This window comes from Microbacterium sp. 67-17 (assembly GCF_001898325.1).
Taxonomy (GTDB): domain Bacteria; phylum Actinomycetota; class Actinomycetes; order Actinomycetales; family Microbacteriaceae; genus Microbacterium; species Microbacterium schleiferi.
The window spans coordinates 60,563-83,198 of record NZ_MKTR01000002.1; the positions used below are offsets into that span (position 1 = coordinate 60,563).

The following is a 22,636-nucleotide window of genomic DNA, read 5'->3' on the forward strand; positions in this document are numbered from 1 at the left end:
GGAGAAACAGATGCCACGTGCAGTGGGAATCGACCTCGGAACCACCAACTCCGTCGTCAGCGTCCTCGAGGGCGGCGAGCCCAAGGTCATCGCCAACGCCGAGGGCTTCCGCACCACCCCGTCGGTGGTCGCATTCACGAAGGACGGCGAGGTGCTCGTCGGCGAGACCGCCAAGCGTCAGGCCGTCACCAACGTCGACCGCACCGTTTCGTCGGTCAAGCGCCACATGGGCACCACCTGGACCTTCGACGTCGACGGCAAGAAGTACACGCCCCAGGAGATCTCGGCACGCATCCTCGCCAAGCTGAAGCACGATGCCGAGCAGTACCTCGGTGACACGGTGACGGATGCCGTCATCACCGTCCCCGCCTACTTCAACGACGCCGAGCGTCAGGCGACGAAGGAGGCCGGCGAGATCGCGGGTCTGAACGTCCTGCGTATCATCAACGAGCCGACTGCTGCCGCTCTGGCCTACGGCCTGGACCGCGGCAAGGAAGACGAGCTCATCCTCGTGTTCGACCTCGGTGGCGGGACCTTCGACGTGTCGCTGCTCGAAGTGGGCAAGGATGACGACTTCTCGACCATCCAGGTGCGTTCGACCGCGGGCGACAACCGCCTCGGTGGTGACGACTGGGATCAGCGGGTCGTCGACTACCTGATCAAGCAGTTCAAGGACACGACCGGCGTTGACGTCTCGGGCGACAAGATCGCGCTGCAGCGCCTCAAGGAGGCCGCGGAGCAGGCGAAGAAGGAGCTCTCGAGCTCGGCATCCACGAGCGTGAACCTGCCCTACCTGTCGCTGACGGAGAACGGCCCCGTGTCGCTGTCCGAGACGATCACCCGCGCGAAGTTCGAGGACCTCACCAAGGACCTGCTGGACCGCACGAAGAAGCCGTTCGAGGATGTCATCCGCGAAGCCGGCATCAAGGTCGGCGACATCGACCACGTCGTGCTCGTGGGTGGTTCGACCCGTATGCCGGCCGTGAGCGACCTCGTCAAGAAGGAGACCGGCGGCAAGGAGCCCAACAAGGGTGTGAACCCCGATGAGGTCGTCGCCGTCGGTGCGGCTCTTCAGGCGGGCGTCCTCAAGGGCGAGCGCAAGGACGTTCTGCTCATCGACGTCACCCCCCTGAGCCTCGGTATCGAGACCAAGGGCGGCATCATGACCAAGCTCATCGAGCGCAACACTGCCATCCCCACCAAGCGGAGCGAGACCTTCACGACCGCCGACGACAACCAGCCGTCGGTCGCGATCCAGGTCTTCCAGGGCGAGCGCGAGTTCACCCGCGACAACAAGCCGCTGGGAACCTTCGAGCTCACCGGCATCGCGCCGGCGCCTCGCGGAATCCCGCAGGTCGAGGTCACCTTCGACATCGACGCCAACGGCATCGTCCACGTCTCGGCGAAGGACAAGGGCACCGGCAAGGAGCAGTCGATGACGATCACCGGCGGCTCGTCGCTGCCGAAGGAGGACATCGAGCGCATGGTGCGCGAGGCCGAGGAGCACGCCGCCGAAGACAAGAAGCGTCGTGAGTCGGCCGAGACCCGCAACCAGGCCGAGACTCTGTCGTACTCGATCGAGAAGCTGATCAAAGACAACGAAGACAAGCTGCCCGACGAGGTCAAGACCTCGGTTCAGGCAGACGTGGATGCCCTCAAGACCGCTCTGGCGGGAGATGACGACGACGCCGTGAAGGCTGCGTTCGACAAGCTGAACCAGAGCCAATCGCAGCTCGGCGAAGCGATCTACCAGGCGGGGCAGGCCGCGGGTGAGAACCCCGACCCGGCCGCGAGCGAGCCCGGTTCGGGTGAGGTTCCCAACCCCGACGAGGATGTCATCGACGCCGAGGTCGTCGAGGACGAAGACGACAAGAAGTAAACGGAAGAGATCATGGCACGCAAGGACGACGAAGAGCCCACACCTTCGGAGAAGGACTCCGGAGTCGGACCTGACGGCGCCCCTAACAGCGCGAGCGCTGACGACGGCCACGCGGCAGCGTCGGAGGACACCTCCTCCGGCGCTGCCGGCGCCGGGCAGGATGAGCTCACGGTGGACGACATCCTCGGGGCTGCGCAGTCGGCAGACGCCGCCGCTGCCGAGGATGTCGTGCTCGCCGATCTCGAGTCGGCACTGTTGACCGACCTCAAGCGACTCCAGGCGGAATACGCGAACTACCGCCGCCGCACGGAGGAGCAGCGGGAGATCGAGATCGAACGCGCCAAGGGCGCTGTCGCGAAGGGCTTCATTCCGGTGCTCGACGACCTCGATCGCGCCGAGAAGCACGGCGACCTCGAGGAGGGCACTCCCTTCGCGGCCATTGCCGAGAAGATCCGCTCGGTCGCAGAACGGCTCGGTGTCACCTCCTACGGTGAAGCCGGCGAGGTCTTCGACCCGCAACAGCACGAGGCGATCTTCCAACAGCCCACTCCCGGGGCTACCGAGACCACGATCCTGGAGGTCGTGGAGGTCGGCTATCGGCTCGGATCGATCGAGCTTCGCCCCGCGAAGGTCGTCGTCGCCGTGCCGGCTGAGTAGCACGGAGGACAATCGATGGCCAGTCAAGACTGGTTCGACAAGGACTTCTACAAGGTCCTCGGGGTGTCGAAGGACGTATCAGCTGCGGACCTGAAGAAGACATACCGCAAGCTCGCCCGCCAGTATCACCCGGACTCCAACGCCGGAGATGCGAAGGCCGAGGCTCGCTTCAAGGAGATCAGCGAAGCGTACGCGGTGCTCTCCGATCCCGAACAGCGCGAAGAGTACGACCAGATCCGTGCCATGGGCTCGGGTGCGCGCTTCACGGCGGGCGGTCAGGGCGCCGGCGGGTTCGAAGACGTCTTCAGCCGGTTCGGGCAGAGCCGTGGCGGCTACAGCTACGAGAGCGCCGACTTCGACGACATCTTCTCGATGTTCGGGCAGGGCGGTGGCAGCTCGTTCGGGTCCGGTCGGTTCGGGCAGGCATCCGGTGGATACCGCGGCTACGGCGGACCGACCCGCGGAGCCGACGTCACGGCACGCACGACGATTGACTTCGTCACGGCGACCAAGGGCGAGACGATCACGCTGCAGTCCGAGGACGGGCAACCGTTCAAGGTGAAGATCCCCGCCGGTGTTGCCGACGGGCAGAAGATCCGGCTCCGCGGCCGCGGTCGACCCTCGCCGGATGGCGGGGAGAGCGGCGACATCGTCGTGCAGGTGACGGTGCGGCCGCATCCGGTGTTCACCCGCGACGGGCTGAACCTGCGGGTCGTCGTGCCGGTGACGTACACCGAGGCGGTCTTCGGCGCGACGATCGAGGTCCCCACCCTCGGCGGCGACCCCGTCAAGCTGCGCGTGGCCCCCGGCACGCCGTCGGGGCGCGTTCTGCGGGTCAAGGGCCGCGGCGTGCAGGCGCAGAAGGGCACCGGAGACCTCCTCGCCGAGGTGCAGATCGCGGTGCCGACACACGTCGACGGTGCCGCGCGGGAAGCGCTCGAAAAGTACCGCGAGGCCGAGCCGAAAGAGAACCCGCGCGCCGAACTGCTCGCCCGCGCAGCAAGCTGACACGCCATCGAGGACATGCGGATGCACGAAGACGAGATTGACGACGAGGCCCCGATCCTGGCGATCGCGGCAGCGGCCGAGCTCGCTGGCATGCATCCGCAGACCCTGCGCCAGTACGACCGGCTCGGCCTGGTTGTACCGGGGCGCACGCAGGGCGGATCGCGGCGGTATTCCATTCGCCATGTCGAGCAGCTGCGCGAGATCGCCCGGCTGTCGAGTGAGGGGATGAGCCTGCCGGCGATCGCGCGAATCCTCGAGCTCGAGAACCGGGTGCGCGAGCTCCACACGCGCGTGCGCGACCTCGAGGCCCGCGTCGAAGCGGAACTCGCCAGTAGGCCCGGCGCGCGGGTGTTCGCGGCAGGATCGAGCGGATCGGTCATCACCCTTCGCCATGGCCGCCGCGTCCGCCGCGCCACTGAGATCGTGCTGTGGCGCCCGCGTCACGCGCTGCCGCCCGCATCCGACACCCCGGACGATGGCGACTGACTTCCGGCGCGGATGCCGACGCACGCTTCGCGCTCGGGGCCGAACGCAGGATGAACGGCTGAGTCTCCCGCGTTGACGCGCCGCCACCACCCTCCCATCCTGCAATCGGGCCGTGCGCTACTCTCATGCCGTGACAGCGACACCACCGAGCGAAGTACCCGCACCGCAGGCTGAGACGCGCCGCGCGCACCGCATCGTCGCGGCCGAGGGCTCGGGCCCCGACCAGGAGCGGACTCTCGAGTCGCTCAGTCTTGGCGTCGGAGCCGTTGCGTTCGTCCTTGTCGCGCTGGTCGCGCTTGTCGCGTTCCGGTTCGAGAGCGCGCCGATATCCGGCCCCGGCTCGGTGGGCCAGTTCTCCGCGATCGCCTCCGCGGTTGCGGGCATCCTCGCGTTCATCGCGGGCAGGTACGTCCTCCACCAGCGCCAGTCCGGCGCCCGCCGCCTCGGGGTGCTCGACTACCTGGATGCCGCAGCTCTTGCCTTCGCCCACGGCATCATCGCCCTGCTGTCGTGGACGCTGCTCGCGGTGATCCTCGAGGACGCGTTCATCGGCGCGGAAGTCTACGCGCTGCCGCTGCTTGCCCTCTCGGGTGCCGCAGCGTCCGTGACCGCGTACCTCGTCTTCTACTCGGCCACGCACATGGACCTGTCGCTGCTCGCGCTGATTCTCGCCGTGTTCCTGGTCGAAGGAGTGCTGGCGGCGATGCTGACGGCCAGCGATCCGAACTGGTGGAAAGACAATCTCTCCGCGCTCGGGATGACGAACGACCTGTCGGCGATGACGTTCAACCTGACGCTCATCGTCGCAGGCTTCATCGTCACGACCCTTGCGAGGTACACGACCCGAGGCATCCCGAGCTCGCATGCGAACGGCATCCGGTGGGTGCGGCTGTGCCTCATCCTGGTCGGGATCTTCCTCGCCTTCGTCGGGGTCTTTCCGGTCGATCGGTTCTTCGCGATTCACACCGGCTTCGCCTCAGGGATGGCCGTCGTGTTCGCCATCCTCGTGATCCGACTCCCCGCCTGGATTCCCGGAATCCCGCGCCCGTTCGTCGCGCTCGGCTGGCTGTTCATCGCCGTTATCGCAGTGTTCGCCGTGTTCTTCGCGGTCGGCTACTACACCTTGACTGCCGTCGAACTGGTCGCGGGCATCCTCGTCTTCACGTGGATCATCCTCTTCATCCGAAACGCCGCTGCCCTCGAGACTGACATCAACGCGGCGTGACAGGTATCATCGCGCGGCGGTAGACACTCGATCCGCCGGGTGCTCCTCGATGATCATCTCCGGCGCCCGCGCCACGACCAGCCACGTCGGCAGGATCGCCACGCACATGATCGCGAGGATGCCGATGTCGCCGACGATCGCGACGGCGACGAACAGCGCGATCCAGCCGTCGCGGGCGATGGCGAGCGTGAACCCGAGCACGCCGCTGGCGATCGCGAGGCCGAACGGGATCGACGGCACGAGTGTCTGGGCGAGCATCCCGAACGCAACGCCGAGGAAGATCGCCGGGAACACGCGGCCGCCGCGGAAACCGAAGGATGCCGCCACCACGAGCGCCGCAAGCTTGATGCCGACGACGGCGAGAAGCCCTGCCCAGCCGATCGTCCCGTTCAGGGCGATCAGCTGAGCGCTCTGCTCCAGACCCTTGAAGAGCGTCAGGGGGCCGCCGAGCGCGCCCAGTCCGCCCAGCAGCAGACCGCCGGCGATGCTCAGGAGCAGCGGGTTCGGCATCCGTTGGCGCAGGAACGGATGCAGGGCCTTGAACGCGATGATTCCGATGAGGGCAATCGCGGCGCCGACCGCTGCGATGACGGAGGCCCAGACGAGGTCGATGGCCTGCGGATCGGTGTACGGCGCGATGCTCGCGACCGCGCCGAGTCCGCCGCCGAGGACGAGCGATGTGACGGTTCCCGTCGCGGCTGCCACGAGCGGGAGGAACAGCTTGTCCCACAGCGCACCGCCGCCGGAGGCAAGGGCTCCCGTGAAGACGAGCGCGGCAGCCACCGGCGTGCCGAACAGCGCGCCGATCGTGCCGGCAGCCGTGAGGATCACGACGAGCTGCGCGGGGATCGCGGGCCACAACCGCGTCACGATCCACACCGCCAGGGCCGTGTTGATGGCGATGATGGGGCTCTCGGGGCCGAGACTCACGCCACCGATCAGCGTCAGCAGGATGACGACGATGATGCTCGGGACCGCACGCACGGGCTGGGGCGGCGCGATGAGCTCGACGGTCGCGGAGTCCTGGCCACCGTGCCCGGGCATCTTCCAGACGACGAGTCCCACGAGGAATCCGGTCAGGGCGAGGACGCCGAAGATCCACCAGGGAGATTCGCCGCTCGCGCCCAGTGACTCCGGCAGCGACTCCCACACCCACTGGGTACCCAGGTGTGCGACTTCATCCAGCGCCCAGAGCATGACCCCCGAGAGGATGCCGACGAGCGCGGCGGGGATCGAGAGGGCGACGAGCGTGCGGGAGCTTGCAGCGAATGCCCACGGGTTCGGAGTGGAATCCATGACGCTCACCCTAGGCGGAAGGTTCGCCGGCGGCCGATGGCGCCGCTCCGGTCGAGAGCGCGTCGGCGGCGTCACGGTTGGTGGCAAACACGGGCTCTGCCGAGATGATCCCGAGCCGACGGAACCGGGGGAGCAGGTGTGCTCTGGGCCGACTGAAGGCGAGCTGGATATCTCGCGCTGCCAACCAGTCCCGCAGTCCCGTCATCGCCTCGGCGGCTGTCACGTCGGCATCCGTGACCGATTCCAGGTCGATCACGACGTGGTGGACGGGAGTGCCGGCGGCGCCGACGCTCGCCTTGACGGCCCCGACGAAGCTCGCGGCGTTCGCGAAGAACAAGGGTGCCGCAAGCCGCAGGATCACCACGCCGGGAGCCGTGGTCGTGCCCGGCTCCGCCGTCTCGAGGATCGCGCCGCCGTCCTCGGCCCCGGCGAGAACATCGACCGGTGCGGATGCCGCGCGTCGCGTGACATTGATCAGGGCAAGAACGAACGCAACGGCGATTCCGGCAATGGTGCCGACCAGGAGCGTGACGGCGAAGCAGACTGCAGCCACCACGAACTCGCCCCGCTCGACGCGCCAGAGCCGCGTCAACTCGCGAATGCCCAGCAGCGGAAGGATGGCAACAGCCACAACCGCGCCGATGGCCGGTGAGGGGATGAGCGCGAGCGCTGAGGTTCCGAACAGCAACAGCAGGAGTGTCCCGGCTGCTGTCACGAGCGAGGGCAGCTGGGACCGGGCACCGGCCTGCTCCATTGCGGCGCTGCGCGAGGTTGAAGACCCGATGGCGAAGCTACCGCTTGCCCCGCCCGCAATGTTGGTGAGACCGAAGGCGAGCAGGTCCCGATTGGGGTCGGTGCGATAGCGATGCCGCTCGCCATACGAACGCGACAGCAGCAACCCCTCGGCCACCGTGACCAGGGTGAGCGCGAGAGCCGACGGAACGAGGGCTATCCAGGTCCCCCAATCCAGGATCGGCCAGGTCAGGGTGGGCAGGCCACCGGTCACCTCGCCCAGCACATCGACCCCCGCCTGGTCGGCGTCGGTGATGGATACGACGACCGTCGAGACCACGATCACCACGAGCGCCCACGGTGCCACCCGGAGCCAGCGCCTGCCCACCAGCAGGATCACCAGCGACCCCGCCGAGATGCACAGCGCCCACACGTTCAGCTGGGGAAGCCCCTCGACCAGTTGCACGAGCTTTTCGATGAACTCGGATCCGGACGCGATCGGCACCCCCAGCATCTTCGCGATCTGCGACACCAGGATGTCGAGGGCAAGCCCGGCGACGAAGCCGACGAGGATCGGCGCCGAGAGGAAGTTCGCGAGGAACCCCAGCCGGAACACCGCCATGACGACGAAGGCGATGCCGGAGATGATCGCCTGCGCCATAGCCATGACCAGGTACTGATCAGACCCGGCGACCGCGAGCCCCCCGACAGATGAGGCGACCAGCGCAGCCGCCGCAGCGTCAGGGGAGGCGACGACGTGACGTGAGGAGGTCACGGCAACGAAGATGATCGTCGGCACGATCAGTGCGTAGAGTCCGGCCGTCGGAGGCAGCCCCGCGATCTGGGCGTATCCGATGTTCAGGGGCACGGCGATCGCAAGCAGGGTTACTCCCGCGAGCAGTTCCCGACCGACGGAGCGGGCGGTGAGGCCGGCGAGAGGTCTGATGGTCACGTCGCGAGAGTCTACGAGCGAGCGCCACTTCGCGATTCACCCCGGAAGGGTGATGTGCCTCATTCCCCGCGGCCCGAAGGTTGTTCAGGCGCGATCGTCGCGCCGACCATGGAAGGACCCCACCCGATGAACTTTTGGGAATTCATCATCTGGATGCTCTGGGCGTACGTCTTCGTCGCTTACCTGTTCCTGCTCTTCTCGATCCTCGCCGACCTCGTGCGCGACCAGAACCTGGGCGGCTTCGCCAAGGCGGTCTGGATCATCTTCCTGATCTTCGTTCCCATCCTCACCGCGCTGATCTACCTCATCGCGCGTGGAAAGGGAATGGCTCAGCGGAGCGTCGCACAGGCTGAGGCAGCGCGTCGGGAGACCGACGCCTACATCCGGTCTGCGGCAGGCGCGAGCGCGACCGATGAGATCGCGAAGGCCGCGCAGCTGCGCGACGCCGGCACGATCACGGCGGACGACTTCGAGAAGATCAAGGCGAAGGCACTCGCCTGAGCTCGATCCAGCGGCGCCCCGCGGCATCCTCACCTCTGCTGGTGGGGAACTGTCGCGGCGGCGCCGTTGGACGCGTGGCCTGTCAACCTCAGCCCACACCGTGAGTCTCACTACTCTCAGATCATGACCGAAGAACGCTGGCAACGGCTGACCTACTGGCCCCTGGTCGTCGCATCCCTCGCTTTCATCGTCGCCTACTCGTGGCAGGTGATCGCCAACCTCCAGGGGCCGGACTACGCCATCATGCGGGCCATCATGGCCGTGACCTGGCTTATGTTCGCGATCGATTATCTGGTCCGGCTCGGGCTGGCAGCGAAGAAGGGCGTCTGGTTCCGGAGTCATCTCTTCGACCTCGCGGTCGTGGTCCTGCCAGTACTCAAGCCTCTGCGGCTGGTTCGCGCGATCACCGAGATCCAGAAGATGTCCAAGGGCGACCAGCTTCGTACTCAGGCCGCCGTCTTGGCTGGCGGTACCGTCGCCATCCTGATCTGGATCTGCTCGCTCGCGGTCCTGGACGTCGAGCGCCCCGCGCCCGGGGCGAACATCCTCAACTTCGGTGACGCGATCTGGTGGGCATTCGTCACGGTCACGACCGTGGGCTACGGGGACCTGTACCCCATCACGGCCTGGGGCCGGGTCGTCGCCGTCGTGCTGATGTCGGTGGGAATCGGCGTCGTCGGTGTCGTCACCGCAACAACCGCGTCCTGGTTCGTCGAGCGGGCCGCGACGGTATCGGGAAACGACGATCAGGAAACCGCGACCCGTGGCCAGGTTCGTGCTCTCTCGCGGCAGGTCGAGGCTCTGGTGAAGGCTCTTCCACAGGATGCCGAGAAGACCCTTCCGCACCACCGCGAGGCCGAGCCGCCTCAGACCCCCTCATGACGGCCGGTTCCGAGGGTGGCGCGGTAACCTGACGCCGTGAGTTCCGCCCCGCGCTCCGAAGTGCCCTCGAGCTCGTCGCCGATGCTGCGGGTGCTGATCGGCCTGGCGGCGGCTGTGGTCGTCCTCGTCGGGCTTTCCTGGGCCCGGGAGATCGTCGGCCCGCTGGCGCTCGCGGCAGTGATCGTGATCATCTGCCATCCCCTGCAGGGGCTGTTGCGCCGGCGCGGATGGCCGATGTGGACCGCCACGACCGCCGTCATCCTGCTCGCGTACGTGATCCTGACCGCGATGGCGCTTCTCCTTGTGTTCGCGGGAACGCAGTTCGCGCGCCTCGTCGTCAACTACGTCGCGCAGCTGCAGACCACGGTCGATGGGATCGAGCAGTGGCTCGCCGATATGGGCTGGGACCGGCAGGCTGCCGACACCCTCGCGTCCTTCCTCGAACCCTCCCGCCTGCTCAGCGTGGCGACGTCGGTGTCGGGGATGGTCGTCGGGGTCGCGATCGGGTTGTTCTTCGTGCTCGCCTACGTCATCTTCATGGCCGCAGACGCTGCCCGGTACAACCGACTCCGGGCTGTCTTCGGTTCCGCGGTCGACGGGACACTCGCCCGGGTTCGCACCTTCACGGTCGGAACCCGGCGCTACTACATCGTCAACGCCATCTTCGGTGCGATCGTCGCCATCATCGACGGCATCGCGCTCGCCGCAATCGGAGTACCGGCGCCGGTGGTCTGGGCGATCCTGGCGTTCGTCACCAACTTCATCCCCAACATCGGGTTCATCCTCGGCCTCATTCCGCCAGCTGTTCTCGCGCTGGTCGTCGGGGGGTGGCCGCTGTTTCTGGCCGTCATCGCGATCTACTGCATCGTGAACGTCGTGCTGCAGGTGCTCGTCCAGCCGAAGTTCGTTGCGGATGCCGTCAGCCTCAGCCTCACGCTGAGTTTCTTCTCGGTGATCTTCTGGACGTTTGTGATCGGTCCGCTCGGGGCGATCCTGTCGATTCCGCTGACTCTGCTCGTGCGTGCGCTGATTCTGGAGGCCGACCCGAACGCGCGCGTCTTGCGGTGGCTGAGCGGAGATCGGGATGCTGCGCCGGTCGCGGATGATGTCCGCGAGGTCTCACCCACCGACCGCGAACCAGAGGACCCAGCCGCGGACGCGGGATCCGAGGCATCCGCGCTGCCTGCCCCGCCGGAGGCGCCCGCTCCGCCCGACGTGCACGACTGAACCCCACCCACGTCCGAGACAGCAGCGTGCCCGCGAGGCGGTGCGCTTACCGCGCACTCTCGCGGGCACGATGCAGTCTCGCGGAGATGGGTGACGCCGGAAGGGCGGCGTCGATGCGGCTCAGGAGAGGAGCTTGGCCTTTGCCGCAGCGAACTCGTCGTCCGAGAGCACGCCTGCGTCCTTGAGCGCCGCGAGCTTCTGGAGCTCGGCAACGACATCGACAGCGGGCGCCGCCGGCGCGGCGGGAGCCGGTGCGGGAGCTGCCGCCATCTGCGCAGCGACGGCCTGCTGGGCAGCCTGCTGCATCGCAGCCTGCTGCTGAGCTGCCTGGTACTGCTCCTGCTCGTACTGCGCCTGAGCCTTCTTCTGCTGGTTGTTCGACACCGCGCCCGATACCGCGCTGGCGGTGCCCGCGACGACGGCGGTGCGTGCGGCGAGGCCGATGAGGCCGGGACGGCCGACTCGTCTGATCATGTCGGATCTCCTCTTTCTCAGGCCTGTTCGGCCAGGTCCATGATGGCGTTGACAATAGGGGCGGGGATGCGTTCGGCGCTGAGGACGACGCCGCCTGAGGCGGCGAGGCGGTCGGCGAGGCGGCGTGCGTAGAGCAGCTCGAGAGCGACGATTGCCGCGGACGAGCCCGGCTCGACGAGTTCGACGAGCTCGGCGATGTCCTCTTCGCCGGTGATGCCGATCTCAGCGAGCTCGATGCTGCCGAAGCCATACTCCTCGGTCTGGTCTTCGATCTCGATGACCTCGACATCGCCCGACTCCGACTTCGACACGATCACGAAGTCGAGAAGGCGTACGAGACCGCCTTCCAGGAGATCCGCGAGGGCGGAGATGGTGTCAGGGCTCGGGCGGTCGCCGTCGAAACCGACGAGGTAGAGCTCGACCGGTCCATAGCGGAACTCAGTCATGGTGGGTCCTTTCGGGTGGGTGTCAGGAATGAGGAGGAACAGGTCAGAAGTATGCGATGCCCTTTGATAGCACGACGACACCGAGGATCAGCAGGACGAAGCCCATGATTACGGTGTGCTCGCGTTCGAGCCACGCCCGCAGCGCGTCGAGGGGCTGGTGTGCCCGATCACCCGCGACGAGGACGCCGATGATCGGGACCAGGATCGTCGATGCTGCAACGAGCACATACACCGCGATGGCGACGGCTGCCTCGCTCACGCGAACCCCGGATGAGCCGAGTGCGATTCCTGCTGCAGCTCCGAGCAGGAGATTCTTCGGATTCACCGCGGCCAGCAGGATGCCCAGCCCCACCGCGTCCCAGAACCCGAGACTGTCGATGGCGCGCATCCAGGCCGGGAGTTCGCTGTCTCCATTGCGCGTCCGGGCAGCCGAGCGGAACTGGCGAACCGACAGACCGATCAGCACGATGCCCACCACCACGTGAATGGTTCCCTGCACGGGGCGGGTTCCGCCCACGGTCGGTGAGGGGATCACCGCCGCGAAGACGAGGAAGAGCACAACGACGGTCAGGATTCCGACAATCCATCCGACGGCGAATCCTCCCCCGGCCGTACGAGCCTTCGGGGACACCAGCAGGAGGATGGCGGCGATGATCGGGATCGGGCTGATGGCGATGCCCACGGCGAGCGGAAGCACCGCTCCGATCGCGTCTCCCATGCTCTCCCCCGATACCGACTGTCGACGCGTCCGTCATGCGTCCTGAGTGAATCGTCCGGGATCACCATAAGGCCGCACTCGCCCGGGGTGAAGCGTGAGAGTGGCCGGAAACCCGCCCTCACCCGGTTCTCAGCGGTAGAAGGCGGCAACTTCACCCGGATGGGGTGATGTCGCCACCCCTGCCGCCGCGTCATTCTTGGCTGGTCCGGTCGACCGGACGCTGCCATGAAGGAGTACGGGTGACACCCGAGGAGCAACCGCTGCAGCGAACGCGTGCGTCGCTGACCAGCCCGCTAGCGCTGGGCTTCGCCCTCGCAATCGGGGTCCTGATCGCCATCGCCCTGGCCACAGCGCTCGTGGGCGTCTCGACGGTCATCGTCTCGATCGTGTTGGCACTGTTCCTCGCGCTCGGGCTCGACCCCCTCGTGTCCCGTTTCGAGCGCTCCGGAATCGGGCGCGGCTGGGGCATCGCGATCGTGTTCACCGCCTTTGCCGTCGTCGTCGGCCTGGTCATCTGGCTCATCGTGCCGCGGGTCATCCAGCAGCTCGTGGAGTTCGTGCAGGCGGTGCCCGACGCGCTGGCCGCCCTGGCTTCACAGGAGTGGTTCATCTCCGCCATGGATGCGATCGGCGCTGACCCCGTCGCCGTCACCGAGGGGATTACGCAGTTCCTCAGCGATCCCGAGCGGCTCCTCGCCCTCACCGGCGGGGTCGTGGCGACCGGCTTCGGCGTCATCGGTGGCATCTCGAGCACGGTCGTCATCGTGGCGCTGACCCTCTATATGCTCGCCTCGATCGAGGGAATGAAGTCGGCGTTCTACCGCTTCACTCCCGCCTACGGCCGTCCCACCGTGATCCGTCTGACCGAGACCATCACCGGCTCCATGGGTGGGTTCGTCATGACCATGGCCGTCCTGGGTGCCCTCAACGCGACCCTCGTCATGCTCTTGCACGTCGTACTCCGACTGCCGTTCCCCGCACTCATGGGCGTCATCGCCTTCTTCCTGACCCTGATCCCGGTGGTCGGATCGGTCCTGTTCTGGGTTGTCGGCACGGTGGTGGCGCTCTTCAGCGATCCTGTAGCGGCTCTGATCTTCGCGGTCGCCTACCTCGTCTACATGCAGGTCGAGTCGTACGTGCTCACGCCGCGCCTGATGGGCAAGTCGATCGCCGTCCCGGGCATCCTCGTGCTGATCGGGGCGATGGTCGGAGCCGCACTGCTGGGACTTCTCGGCGCCCTGGTAGCGGTGCCCGTGGTGGCAGCGATCACCCTGATCGTGCGCGAAGTCGTCTTCGTGCGCCAAGACGCCCGCACCGTCCGACTCTGACTCCCCGACCGCTAGACGAAGCGAGAAATCATGACCGACTACGCACTCGACCGAACCCACCTGCCCATCCGAGAGCAGGCATTCTCGGGGGCCGCTGGACGAACGCTCGACGCCTCGGTTCCGGACTGGTCGATCGTGGCAGAGGTAGCGCCGCCGGCCGGAGCCCCCAATGTCCTCGTCGTCCTCATCGACGACACGGGCTTCGGTCAGGCATCGACCTTCGGTGGTCCCATCCAGACGCCCACCCTCGATCGCCTCGCCGCGGGCGGCCTGCGCTTCAACGGGATGCATACCGCAGCGTTGTGCTCGCCTACGCGCGCGTCGTTGCTCACGGGCCGAAACCATCACCGCGTCGGCTTCGGCTCCGTCGGTGAACTGCCCGGTCCGTTCCCGGGCTACTCCGCGGTGCTGCCGCGTGACTGTGCACCGTTCCCCAAGATTCTGCAGGAAAACGGCTACGCGACTTCCGCCTTCGGAAAGTGGCACCTGACCCCGAGTCGCCAGCAGGGACAGGCCGGGCCCTTCGACCGGTGGCCCAACGGTTGGGGCTTCGACTACTTCTGGGGGTTCCTGGGTGGCGAGTCCGGCCAGTTCGATCCGGTCATCTACGAGAACCAGTCGGTCGACCGTGTGTACGGCGGACCCGAGGACCGCGACTTCTACCTGCCCGATGCGCTGACCGATCGCGCCATCGGCTGGCTGCACGGCGTCCGCGCGCATCAGGTCGACAAGCCGTGGCTGATGTACTACGCCACCGGTGCCGCACACGCGCCCCACCACGTCACGCAGGAGTGGTCGCACAAGTACGCCGGGCAGTTCGATGAGGGCTGGGACGTCTACCGTGAGCGGGCGTTCGCGCGCCAGAAGGAGCTGGGCGTCATCCCCGCCGACGCTGAGCTCACGCCGCGCAATCCCGCCTTCCCGGCGTGGGACTCGCTCGGCGCCGAGGAGCAGCGCCTGTATGCCCGCCAGATGGAGGTATTCGCGGCCTTCCAAGAGAACGCCGACTTCAACGTGGGGCGCCTCATCGACGAGATCGAGCGCATGGGTGAGCTCGAAGACACGCTGATCCTCTACATCTGGGGTGACAACGGCGCATCGCTCGAAGGCACCCTGACCGGCTCGTTCAACGAGATCACGATGCAAAACGGCGTCCCGCTGACCTCCGAGCAGCAACTCGGCCTCATCCAGCAGCACGGCGGGCTCGAGACATGGGGCGGACCCGAAAGCTCCCCGCATTGCTCCGCCGCCTGGGCGTGGGCAGGTAACACGCCATTCCAATGGGGTAAGCAGGACGCCTCCCACCTCGGCGGCACCCGCAACCCCATGGTCGTTCACTGGCCGGCGAAGATCACGGATGCGGGGGGCTTGCGGAGCCAGTTCACGCACGTCAACGACCTCGGTCCCACGATCCTCGACGTCGCCGGCATCCCGCTACCCGAGACCGTGGACGGCATCCCGCAGGCGCCGATGGCGGGCACGAGCTTCGCGTACGCGTTCGACGACGCGGATGCCGCTGAGCGGCACACCACGCAGTACTTCGAGATCTACGGCAACCGCGGCATCTACCGAGACGGATGGTGGGCATCCTGCATGCTGCCGCGCATCCCTTGGGACGCCACACCCGCCACGGTGCGGAAGTTCGCTCCCGGCCTATTCGATCCCGATGCGCTCGAGTGGGAACTTTACGACCTCACGACGGACTTCTCGCAGGCGCACAACGTCGCGGCGCAGCACCCCGAGAAGGTGCGCGAGCTCGCTGATCTGTGGTGGGCGGAAGCCGAGGCTAACCGTGTTCTGCCAATGCTCGGGGGGATGTCGGCGTTCTTCGGGATCGTTCCGCCGCTACGCGAGCAGACCCGGTGGACGTACTGGGGTGCGGATGTGCAGAACACGCCCCCGGGCGTGATGCCACCGATCATGAACCGGTCGTACACGATCACCGCCGATGTCACCGTCCCCAGCGATGGTGGTGACGGCGTGCTCGTCGGCGCGTTCGACCACCTCGGCGGTTTCAGCCTCTTCGTGCAGGACGGACTCCTGCGACACACCTACTCGTTCCTCGGCATCGACACCTACCGGCAAGTGTCGGACCGTCCCGTGCCCGCGGGGCGGCATTCCCTTCAGCTCGACTTCGAGGCCGACAGCGCCACCATGGCCCCGGGAGGTGTCATCACGCTGCGGATCGACGACGAGGTCGTCGGGACGGGGCGGCTGGAGCGCACCGTGCCGATCATGTTCAGCTTCTACGCCGGGCTGGACATCGGTCGCGACAATGGCGAAGTCGTGGACATGTCATACGAACACCTCGCGCCTTTCCCGTTCCCTGGCCAGATCCACCGGATCGATGTCGATGTGCGCCAGCCTGGGGCGCAAGAGCGAGCGTCGCTGCATCACGCCGAGACTGCGGGCATGCACGCGCGCCACATCGAATCCTGAGGGGGACGGCGGTGGAGCTCGACGAGACCGCTGAGAGCGCGCACGCGCCAGCTCCGATGCCGGTACGCGAAGCGTCGTCGGTTGCGATCGGGTTGGTCGTCAGTGGCTCCGTGATCGCAGCCGCCGCTGGCCAGCAGCCACCCCTGGTGGCGCTGTGCGTCGGCATCGTCGGCTCGGTCGTCGTCTACTGGCTGGCCGGGGTCTACGCCGCGGCGCTGGCGTCAGGCATCCGCAGCGGCCGGAGAGTCTTCCACGGTGCGCTGCGGATCGCGGGACGTTCGTGGCCGGTTCCCGCGTCGTCGCTGCTGCCGGTCGGGGCGCTTGTCATCGCGAGCGCCCTGGGGGCCACGATCGCGACGGCGGCAACCATCGCACTGCTTCTCTCGATCGCCGTGCTCTTCGTCTACGGCTATCTGGCTGGACGGGCCGCTGGGCTCTCTCCAGCCGGACGGGTGGGGAGTGCTGTCATCGCCGCGGCGCTGGGAGTCGGGTTGCTTGTCCTCAAGGGTGTGGTCGGCCATTGAGTTGGATGACACCCACATTGTCGGGGAGCGGAACACCATGACCGGTGCTGTCCTCGAAGAGTCCGAGCCCCGTCGCGATCGAGACGGCCTCGGTGCGCGATCGGGCACCGAGCTTCCGGTACACCGAGGTGACGTGCGACTTGACCGTGTTGCGAGAGACGTAGAGTCGCCGACCGATGTCCTCGTAGGAGAGGTGGGTGCTCAGGTACGGAAGGACACGCCGCTCGGCGGCGGTGATCACGTACTGAGCCGGCTCGGCGGCTGGCCTCGTCGGAAGCAGGTGTTGAGCGTCACGCAGTCGACCGGCGAGCTCTTCGGCTTCCCACCGCACAACCTGCGCGAGCTCCGCTTCACCGAGGATCTCGGCGGCCTCCCCGAGGTTCACCCGCAGCTGGATGCCCAGCCAGGGCAGGGTGGGGCCGACGAGTGGTCGCATTCCCGCGGCGCGACGAAGATCAGAGAGTGCGCCGTCGCGGTCGCCCGTTCTCGCTCGAACGCGCGCCCGCAACGCGAAAGCCAGCGCCGAGTGAGGGTAAACCGACCAGTGCTCGTCCGCGGCAAGCGCCACGGCGGACTCGACCAACGCCGCGGCGCGCGGGTCGTCACGGTTGACGGCGACGCCGGCGCGTTCGGCTGCCGCGAGCATCTCGGCAGGAGCAACACCGACCTTTCGGGCTTCGTGCGCCGCCTCATCCAGCAACGCGACTGCGTCGTCGTCCGCCATCGCCGCCGCGCTCCCGGCCAGCAAGAGGGCGGGGCTGCGCCACGGGCTCTGCCGCGACACGATCTTCAGCGCCCGATCGGCGTCCTCGCGCATCTGGCGCAGACCGGATCGACTCAGGTGTGCACGAAGCGTGAGAAAGGCGGCTTCGTCGTCGGTACTCGCGAACCCGTCTCGCTCCCACAGCGCTTCGGCGGCATCCGTCCATTCGTTGGCGCAGAAGACGTCTGCGGTCATGACTCCGGCGTACGCGATGATCGTCGCAAGGCTTGGATTTCCGACGTCCTCGGTACTCAGGGCGTGGATGTGCGCCACGAGTTCGAACAGCCGGCCGCTTGCAAACATGGGGATGAGCTCGGCTCGGAGCGTTGGCAGCGCCGCGGCGGGCTGGCCCGCGCGAATATGGAGCGAGACAGCCTCGAGTGCGCGCTCAGGATCACGCTGCGCCCACTCGGCACCGCGCGCCAGCCGCGCTCGGAACGCCGCGGGGCTCGCCGTTTCAGAATCGTATGCGAGCGATTGGCGCACGAGGGGCACCCACGCATACCGGCGGGAGCGTCGGTCGACGGGGTTCAGGAACCACGGGCCGCCAGTCACACTCGCGAACGTCGCCTCGTTCACGTCAGCGACTTCTCGGGCGAGGTCGGCGTCAACGATCTCGAACCCCGACAGCGCCCGCAAGGCGGTGAGGATGTCGGCATCTGCGGTTGCGAGAGCATCGTGCTGCAGGTAGTCGCGCACGAGCCTGTCGCGTCCGTCGAAGGCGCGAGGATTGGCACCCTCCTGCCACGCCAGGGCGGCCAGGCGAACCCCGGCAGGCCAGCCCGCGGTCAGTTCCCGCAGCGACGTGAGGGCGGCGGCATCGAGATCGGGGAGGATCTCGGTGATCTCGGCATCCGTCATGGCCAGCGTCGTGCCGTGGATCTCCGTGATCGTGCGTCGCATCCGTGCACGCACGAGCGCATCGCGAGGCGCGGAACGCCCCGACAGCACGAGACGCGCGTCAGGAGCGAGGGGCAGGTCGAGAAGGTTCGCGAGGTGCTCGGTCGATGCGTCCTGGACATCATCCACGATGACAGTGCCCGGGCCGGCTGCGCTGGGATGGAGGGTCGCACGGATGCCGTCGAGGAGCGGTCCGGTGAGCTCGGCGCCGCTCACGCGCGTCGGCTCGCCGGGTCGAGTCAGCGCCCACTGGTCCAGGAGCACCGTCTTACCGTAGCCAGCTGGCGCGGTCATCACGACCCTGCCGGGCGCGGTATCAAGGGTCTCGAGAAGGCGTGGACGAGCAACCAGAACTGAGTCCACGCCTCACCTCTTTCCGTACCGGGCGATCATCGTGTCGAACAGCGGAATTGTATGCCCATTGCTGATGACCGCGGTTTGGGGGGGCTCGGTGGAGCGCCTCCCGGGACCGTTCGGGTCGCTCAGGTACAGTTGTGACGCCGCATCCCGCGGTGCGACCGCCGTTCAGCAAAGGCAGCCCCTCTGTGACTTCCCTCGACGCGTCCGACGGCTCGCCGACCGGCGACCATACCGGTGGCGACGGCCGCCTCACCGTGCTCATCGGTGCCGATACCTTCTTTCCTGACGTCAACGGTGCCGCGCGATTCGCGGAGCGGCTCGCTGCCGGCCTCGTCGCCCGCGGGCACGACGTTCACGTCATGGCACCGAGCAAGACCTGGGCGCAGCATGGCGTCTTCCGTGAGGTGATCGAGGGTCAGGAGATGACCGTTCACCGCATCCACTCCTACCGGTGGTACCCGCACGACTGGTTGCGATTCGTGTGGCCGTGGCGTGCCAAGCACTACTCCCGCATCGTGCTGGACGAGGTAAAGCCGGATGTCGTCCACATTCAGTCGCACATCGTGATCGGTCGGGCGCTCACCCGGATCGCGTGCCAGCGAGGGATCCCCGTCGTCGCGACCAACCACGTCATGCCCGAGAACATCCTCGACTACTCGGCGATGCCGAAGTCGTGGAATGACACGATCATCCGGTGGGCGTGGGCCGATGCGAACCGCACGTTCCAACTCACCCGCGTGATCACGACTCCCACGCGCCGCGCCGCCGACTACCTTGAGCGGGCAACGGGAATCACGGGGGTCATCCCCATCTCCTGCGGCATCGACATGAACAACTACACGCCCGACTTCACCGCTCGCCCCGACAAGCGCGTGCTGTTCGTCGGTCGACTCACCAACGAGAAACAGATCGATGTCCTGCTGAGAGCCATGACAAAGCTCGATCCCGCCCTCGGGGCGACGCTCGACATCGTCGGTGGCGGTGACCAGCGCAAGAGCCTCGAAGCGCTCGCCAGTGATCTCGGTCTCGCGGATCGCGTGACGTTCCGCGGTCACACCTCTGAGGAGGAGCTGCGGGCGCTGTACTCGCGGGCGACAGTCTTCGCCATCGCCTCGATCGCCGAACTCCAGTCGATTGCCACCATGGAGGCCATGGCCTCGGGTCTACCGATCGTCGCGGCCAACGCCGTGGCGCTGCCGCACCTCGTCCAGGACGGCGAGAACGGATACCTCTTCACCCCGGGCGATGCCGATGAGCTTGCGGCACGGCTCACGGATGTGCTCACCGCGGAACCCGGCGAGCGTCGCCGGATGCAACAGGCCTCCCTCGACGCCGTCGCTATCCATGACATCAACCGCACTCTCGACACCTTCGAAGCGCTTTATCGCGGCGAACCCGTTCCGGAGTAAGGATGCACGTCGTGATGTTCGGCGACCAGCACGCCGAAACGCTCGGCGGCGCACAGGTGTCGATGCGACTACAGCGCCGATTCCTCGAGAAGGCCGGTCACACCGTCACGATCGTCGCTCCCCGCAGGCACGGACCGCGTTCAGGGTTGCGCGCTGACGATCCGGGCTACGCCGATCTGCCGTCCATCCCGGTGACGCTCGATCGCGAGTACGCGATGACGTGGCCGAATGCGCGCGCCGATCGTGCGGTTGATGCGGTGATGGCAGGGCGGCCTCCGGTGGACATCGTGCACGTACAAGGTGACTTCTGGGGGGCATTTCTCGGCATCCGCTTTGCCCGACGCCACGGTCTGCCCGTCGTGTTCACGTTCCACAACCGCGTCGATGTCGGCATCCGCGCCGTCGCCCCGTTCCCCGGCCTCGTGTTGCGGGTTCTCAACCGCTGGGGTCGCCGGGCGCTGTCGGAACCTGCCGATACGGGCGCCGACGGTTGGGCGTACCTGCGGATGCTGGCATCGTCGGCCGATGCCGTCACGGCGCCCTCGGCCCACTTCGCGCGCCGCCTCGAGGCCCATCGCGTCGCTCCCCAGGTCGATGTCGTGTGGAACGGCATCGACGACGACGAGCTGGCACTGGCCCTCTCATCCCCGCGCGGGCGTGCCGAGTCCCGGCCTCCGCGCCTGGTGTGGGTGGGACGGATGAGTCCCGAGAAGCGTCTGATTCCGTTCCTGGAGGCAGTGGTTGCGTCGGGGATCGAGGCCGACATCGAAGTGATCGGCAACGGCGCGCAGCGGGCTGCCGCTCAGCGGGTGGCCGAGCGTGCCCGTGCGTCGGTGTTCTTCCTCGGGTCGTTGCCGTACCGCGAAACGCTGCGACGCATCCGGTCGGCCGACGCGCTCGTCCAGACGTCCATTGGGTTTGAGACGCAGGGCATGACGATCTTCGAGGCTGCGACGCTGGGAACCCCGTCGATCGTTTGCGATCCAGACCTCGTGGCAGAGCTCGGGTCGGGGGTGTGGGCGGTTCCGGATGGCGCGACCGAGAGCCTTGCTGATGTCTTGCGAACCGCCGTCGCCGATATCCGCAGCGGCGCAGCACCCGTGCCCGACCCGTCGATCGCCGAGAGATTCCGCCAGTCGTCGCGGACCGCGGCCATGCTCGAGGTGTACGAGGCAGCGAAGGTCCGGCACGCCGAGCGGTGAACCGTCGCCGTCGCCGTCGCCGTCACGGTACGCGGCGGGTGTCGGTCGGCTGGCGGCGAAAGCCGTCGGTGCGGACGGCGCGAATCGTTGCGAGCAAGCCCCATACGGCAAGGGCTGACACGAGAAGCAGAGTCATCATGTCAGAAACGCTATGATCAACTCATTCCGGCCACGAGTGGCGGAATGACCATACTTCGAAGGATTCATGCCACCGCAGGGTGGACTGTCGAGAGTCGAGTCATCATGATCCGCACCGTTGCAACGATCGTTCAGCCAGGGTTCGCGCCCTTCGAGTTCGGCCTGGCGTGCGAGGCGTTCGGTCTCGACCGCTCCGCCGACGGGATCCGAGGGTTCGACTTCCGCATCGTGGCGGCCGAACCGGGCCTCGTGCCGAGCAACCTCGGCTTCTCCATCACGGTCGACGAAGGCCTGGAGTTCGCACAGACCGCCGACCTCGTGATCGTGACACCGGTACCGCGCGACAGATGGCAGGAGGCTGACACTCGCGTGTCGGAGGTTGTTCGGCGCGCAGCGGAGCGCGGAGCATGGCTCATGAGCGTGTGCAGTGGCTCGTTCGTGCTCGCGGCGGCGGGAGTTCTCGACGGTCGACGCGCGACCACCCACTGGATGTATTCCGACACCATGGCGCAGATGTATCCGCAGATCGAGGTCGACCCCGATGTTCTGTACGTGCAGGACGGTCGCATCATCACGAGTGCCGGGACGGCTGCGGGGCTGGATGCCTGCCTTCACCTGCTCCGACAGGAGCTCGGCGCGGAGGCGACCAACCGCATCGCGCGCAGGATGGTCGTCGCCCCGCAGCGCGATGGTGGACAGGCTCAGTTCATCGACAAGCCCTTGCCTGTCGCGGCATCCCATTCCTTGGCCCCTGTCACGGACTGGATGCTCGCGAACCTGCGTTCCGATCTCTCCGTGGAGCAGCTCGCTGCGCGGGCGCACATGTCGCCACGGACGTTTGCGCGACGCTTCAAGGCGGATCTCGGCGCGACGCCGGCGGCGTGGCTTGCCCGCCAGCGCATCATCCACGCGCAGCGGCTGCTCGAGCGCACCGACCTGGGACTCGACCGCATCGCGTGGGAGAGCGGGTTCGGTTCCGCGGCGGTGCTGCGGCAGAACTTCGCGCGAGTCCTCGGCATCACGCCCACTGCGTATCGCGCTCGCTTCCCCTCGGGCTCACGGGATCTCGCACCGACGGGCTGAGGCCGTC

Annotated in this window: 20 protein-coding genes; 14 read left to right on the forward strand and 6 right to left on the reverse strand. The window is 67.2% G+C overall.

Translation table 11 applies throughout. The annotated features are described in order from the left end of the window. The first annotated feature begins 10 nt into the window (after positions 1-10). The 5 genes from dnaK to BGO47_RS00360 all read left to right on the forward strand — a co-directional run bounded on the left by dnaK (position 11) and on the right by BGO47_RS00360 (position 5,255). A complete protein-coding gene (dnaK, locus tag BGO47_RS00340; protein WP_292707146.1) occupies positions 11-1,879 on the forward strand; it encodes a molecular chaperone DnaK in 1,869 nt (622 codons plus the stop codon). A gap of 12 nt (positions 1,880-1,891) precedes the next feature. Further along, positions 1,892-2,536: a nucleotide exchange factor GrpE gene (locus tag BGO47_RS00345; RefSeq protein ID WP_292707149.1), complete on the forward strand. Its 645-nt coding sequence runs from the start codon at positions 1,892-1,894 to the stop codon at positions 2,534-2,536. 15 nt (positions 2,537-2,551) lie between these two features. Then, positions 2,552-3,544: a DnaJ C-terminal domain-containing protein gene (locus BGO47_RS00350; RefSeq protein WP_292707151.1), complete on the forward strand. Its 993-nt coding sequence runs from the start codon at positions 2,552-2,554 to the stop codon at positions 3,542-3,544. A gap of 21 nt (positions 3,545-3,565) precedes the next feature. Continuing rightward, positions 3,566-4,030, forward strand: a complete 465-nt coding sequence (locus tag BGO47_RS00355; RefSeq protein WP_292707153.1) for a MerR family transcriptional regulator — start codon at positions 3,566-3,568, stop codon at positions 4,028-4,030. A gap of 130 nt (positions 4,031-4,160) precedes the next feature. Beyond that, positions 4,161-5,255 (forward strand): DUF998 domain-containing protein, encoded by a 1,095-nt coding sequence (locus tag BGO47_RS00360; RefSeq protein WP_292707156.1) that lies wholly within the window; start codon positions 4,161-4,163, stop codon positions 5,253-5,255. Positions 5,256-5,261: 6 nt separating this feature from the next. On the opposite strand, the gene BGO47_RS00365 is transcribed toward BGO47_RS00360, so the two are convergent. Continuing rightward, positions 5,262-6,551 carry an ion channel protein gene (locus BGO47_RS00365; RefSeq protein WP_292707159.1) on the reverse strand — a complete coding sequence of 430 codons (1,290 nt, stop codon included), beginning with the start codon at positions 6,549-6,551 and terminating at the stop codon, positions 5,262-5,264. A 10-nt stretch (positions 6,552-6,561) separates the two neighbouring features. Further along, entirely contained in the window at positions 6,562-8,235 is a 1,674-nt protein-coding gene (locus BGO47_RS00370; protein WP_292707162.1) for a SulP family inorganic anion transporter, read from the reverse strand. A 126-nt stretch (positions 8,236-8,361) separates the two neighbouring features. On the opposite strand from BGO47_RS00370, the gene BGO47_RS00375 reads away from it, so the two are divergent. From BGO47_RS00375 to BGO47_RS00385, 3 genes are all read left to right on the forward strand, one after another. Beyond that, positions 8,362-8,736, forward strand: coding sequence for an SHOCT domain-containing protein (locus BGO47_RS00375; protein ID WP_292707164.1), 375 nt, complete (start codon positions 8,362-8,364; stop codon positions 8,734-8,736). A gap of 123 nt (positions 8,737-8,859) precedes the next feature. Next, positions 8,860-9,618 (forward strand): potassium channel family protein, encoded by a 759-nt coding sequence (locus BGO47_RS00380; protein WP_292707166.1) that lies wholly within the window; start codon positions 8,860-8,862, stop codon positions 9,616-9,618. Between the two features lie 36 nt (positions 9,619-9,654). Further along, positions 9,655-10,845 (forward strand): AI-2E family transporter, encoded by a 1,191-nt coding sequence (locus BGO47_RS00385; RefSeq protein WP_292707168.1) that lies wholly within the window; start codon positions 9,655-9,657, stop codon positions 10,843-10,845. Between the two features lie 120 nt (positions 10,846-10,965). Here BGO47_RS00385 and BGO47_RS00390 read toward each other — a convergent pair whose 3' ends face one another. The 3 genes from BGO47_RS00390 to BGO47_RS00400 are packed head-to-tail and all read right to left on the reverse strand — an operon-like array spanning position 10,966 to position 12,483. Further along, complete coding sequence (locus tag BGO47_RS00390) at positions 10,966-11,319, reverse strand: SHOCT domain-containing protein (RefSeq protein WP_292707170.1); 354 nt, start codon at positions 11,317-11,319, stop codon at positions 10,966-10,968. A 17-nt stretch (positions 11,320-11,336) separates the two neighbouring features. Beyond that, a complete protein-coding gene (locus BGO47_RS00395) occupies positions 11,337-11,765 on the reverse strand; it encodes a DUF6325 family protein (RefSeq protein WP_292707172.1) in 429 nt (142 codons plus the stop codon). Positions 11,766-11,808: 43 nt separating this feature from the next. Then, entirely contained in the window at positions 11,809-12,483 is a 675-nt protein-coding gene (locus tag BGO47_RS00400; protein WP_292707174.1) for a GAP family protein, read from the reverse strand. A 239-nt stretch (positions 12,484-12,722) separates the two neighbouring features. On the opposite strand from BGO47_RS00400, the gene BGO47_RS00405 reads away from it, so the two are divergent. The 3 genes from BGO47_RS00405 to BGO47_RS00415 are packed head-to-tail and all read left to right on the forward strand — an operon-like array spanning position 12,723 to position 16,774. Then, on the forward strand, positions 12,723-13,811 hold the full coding sequence (locus BGO47_RS00405; protein ID WP_292707175.1) for an AI-2E family transporter: 1,089 nt from the start codon (positions 12,723-12,725) through the stop codon (positions 13,809-13,811). Between the two features lie 30 nt (positions 13,812-13,841). After that, a complete protein-coding gene (locus tag BGO47_RS00410; RefSeq protein ID WP_292707178.1) occupies positions 13,842-16,250 on the forward strand; it encodes an arylsulfatase in 2,409 nt (802 codons plus the stop codon). 11 nt (positions 16,251-16,261) lie between these two features. Next, on the forward strand, positions 16,262-16,774 hold the full coding sequence (locus BGO47_RS00415; RefSeq protein WP_292707181.1) for a hypothetical protein: 513 nt from the start codon (positions 16,262-16,264) through the stop codon (positions 16,772-16,774). On the opposite strand, the gene BGO47_RS00420 is transcribed toward BGO47_RS00415, so the two are convergent. Further along, positions 16,752-18,800, reverse strand: coding sequence for a LuxR family transcriptional regulator (locus BGO47_RS00420; protein WP_292707184.1), 2,049 nt, complete (start codon positions 18,798-18,800; stop codon positions 16,752-16,754). The genes BGO47_RS00415 and BGO47_RS00420 overlap by 23 nt on opposite strands. 251 nt (positions 18,801-19,051) lie before the next feature. On the opposite strand from BGO47_RS00420, the gene BGO47_RS00425 reads away from it, so the two are divergent. The 3 genes from BGO47_RS00425 (at position 19,052) to BGO47_RS00435 (ending at position 22,629) form a co-directional block, all read left to right on the forward strand. Beyond that, entirely contained in the window at positions 19,052-20,206 is a 1,155-nt protein-coding gene (locus tag BGO47_RS00425; RefSeq protein ID WP_292707815.1) for a glycosyltransferase, read from the forward strand. A 14-nt stretch (positions 20,207-20,220) separates the two neighbouring features. Beyond that, the gene (locus tag BGO47_RS00430; protein WP_366246861.1) at positions 20,221-21,408 is read left to right on the forward strand and encodes a glycosyltransferase; all 1,188 of its coding nucleotides are present in this window, start codon (positions 20,221-20,223) and stop codon (positions 21,406-21,408) included. Positions 21,409-21,651: 243 nt separating this feature from the next. Continuing rightward, positions 21,652-22,629: a helix-turn-helix domain-containing protein gene (locus tag BGO47_RS00435; RefSeq protein ID WP_292707190.1), complete on the forward strand. Its 978-nt coding sequence runs from the start codon at positions 21,652-21,654 to the stop codon at positions 22,627-22,629. Positions 22,630-22,636: the final 7 nt, after the last annotated feature.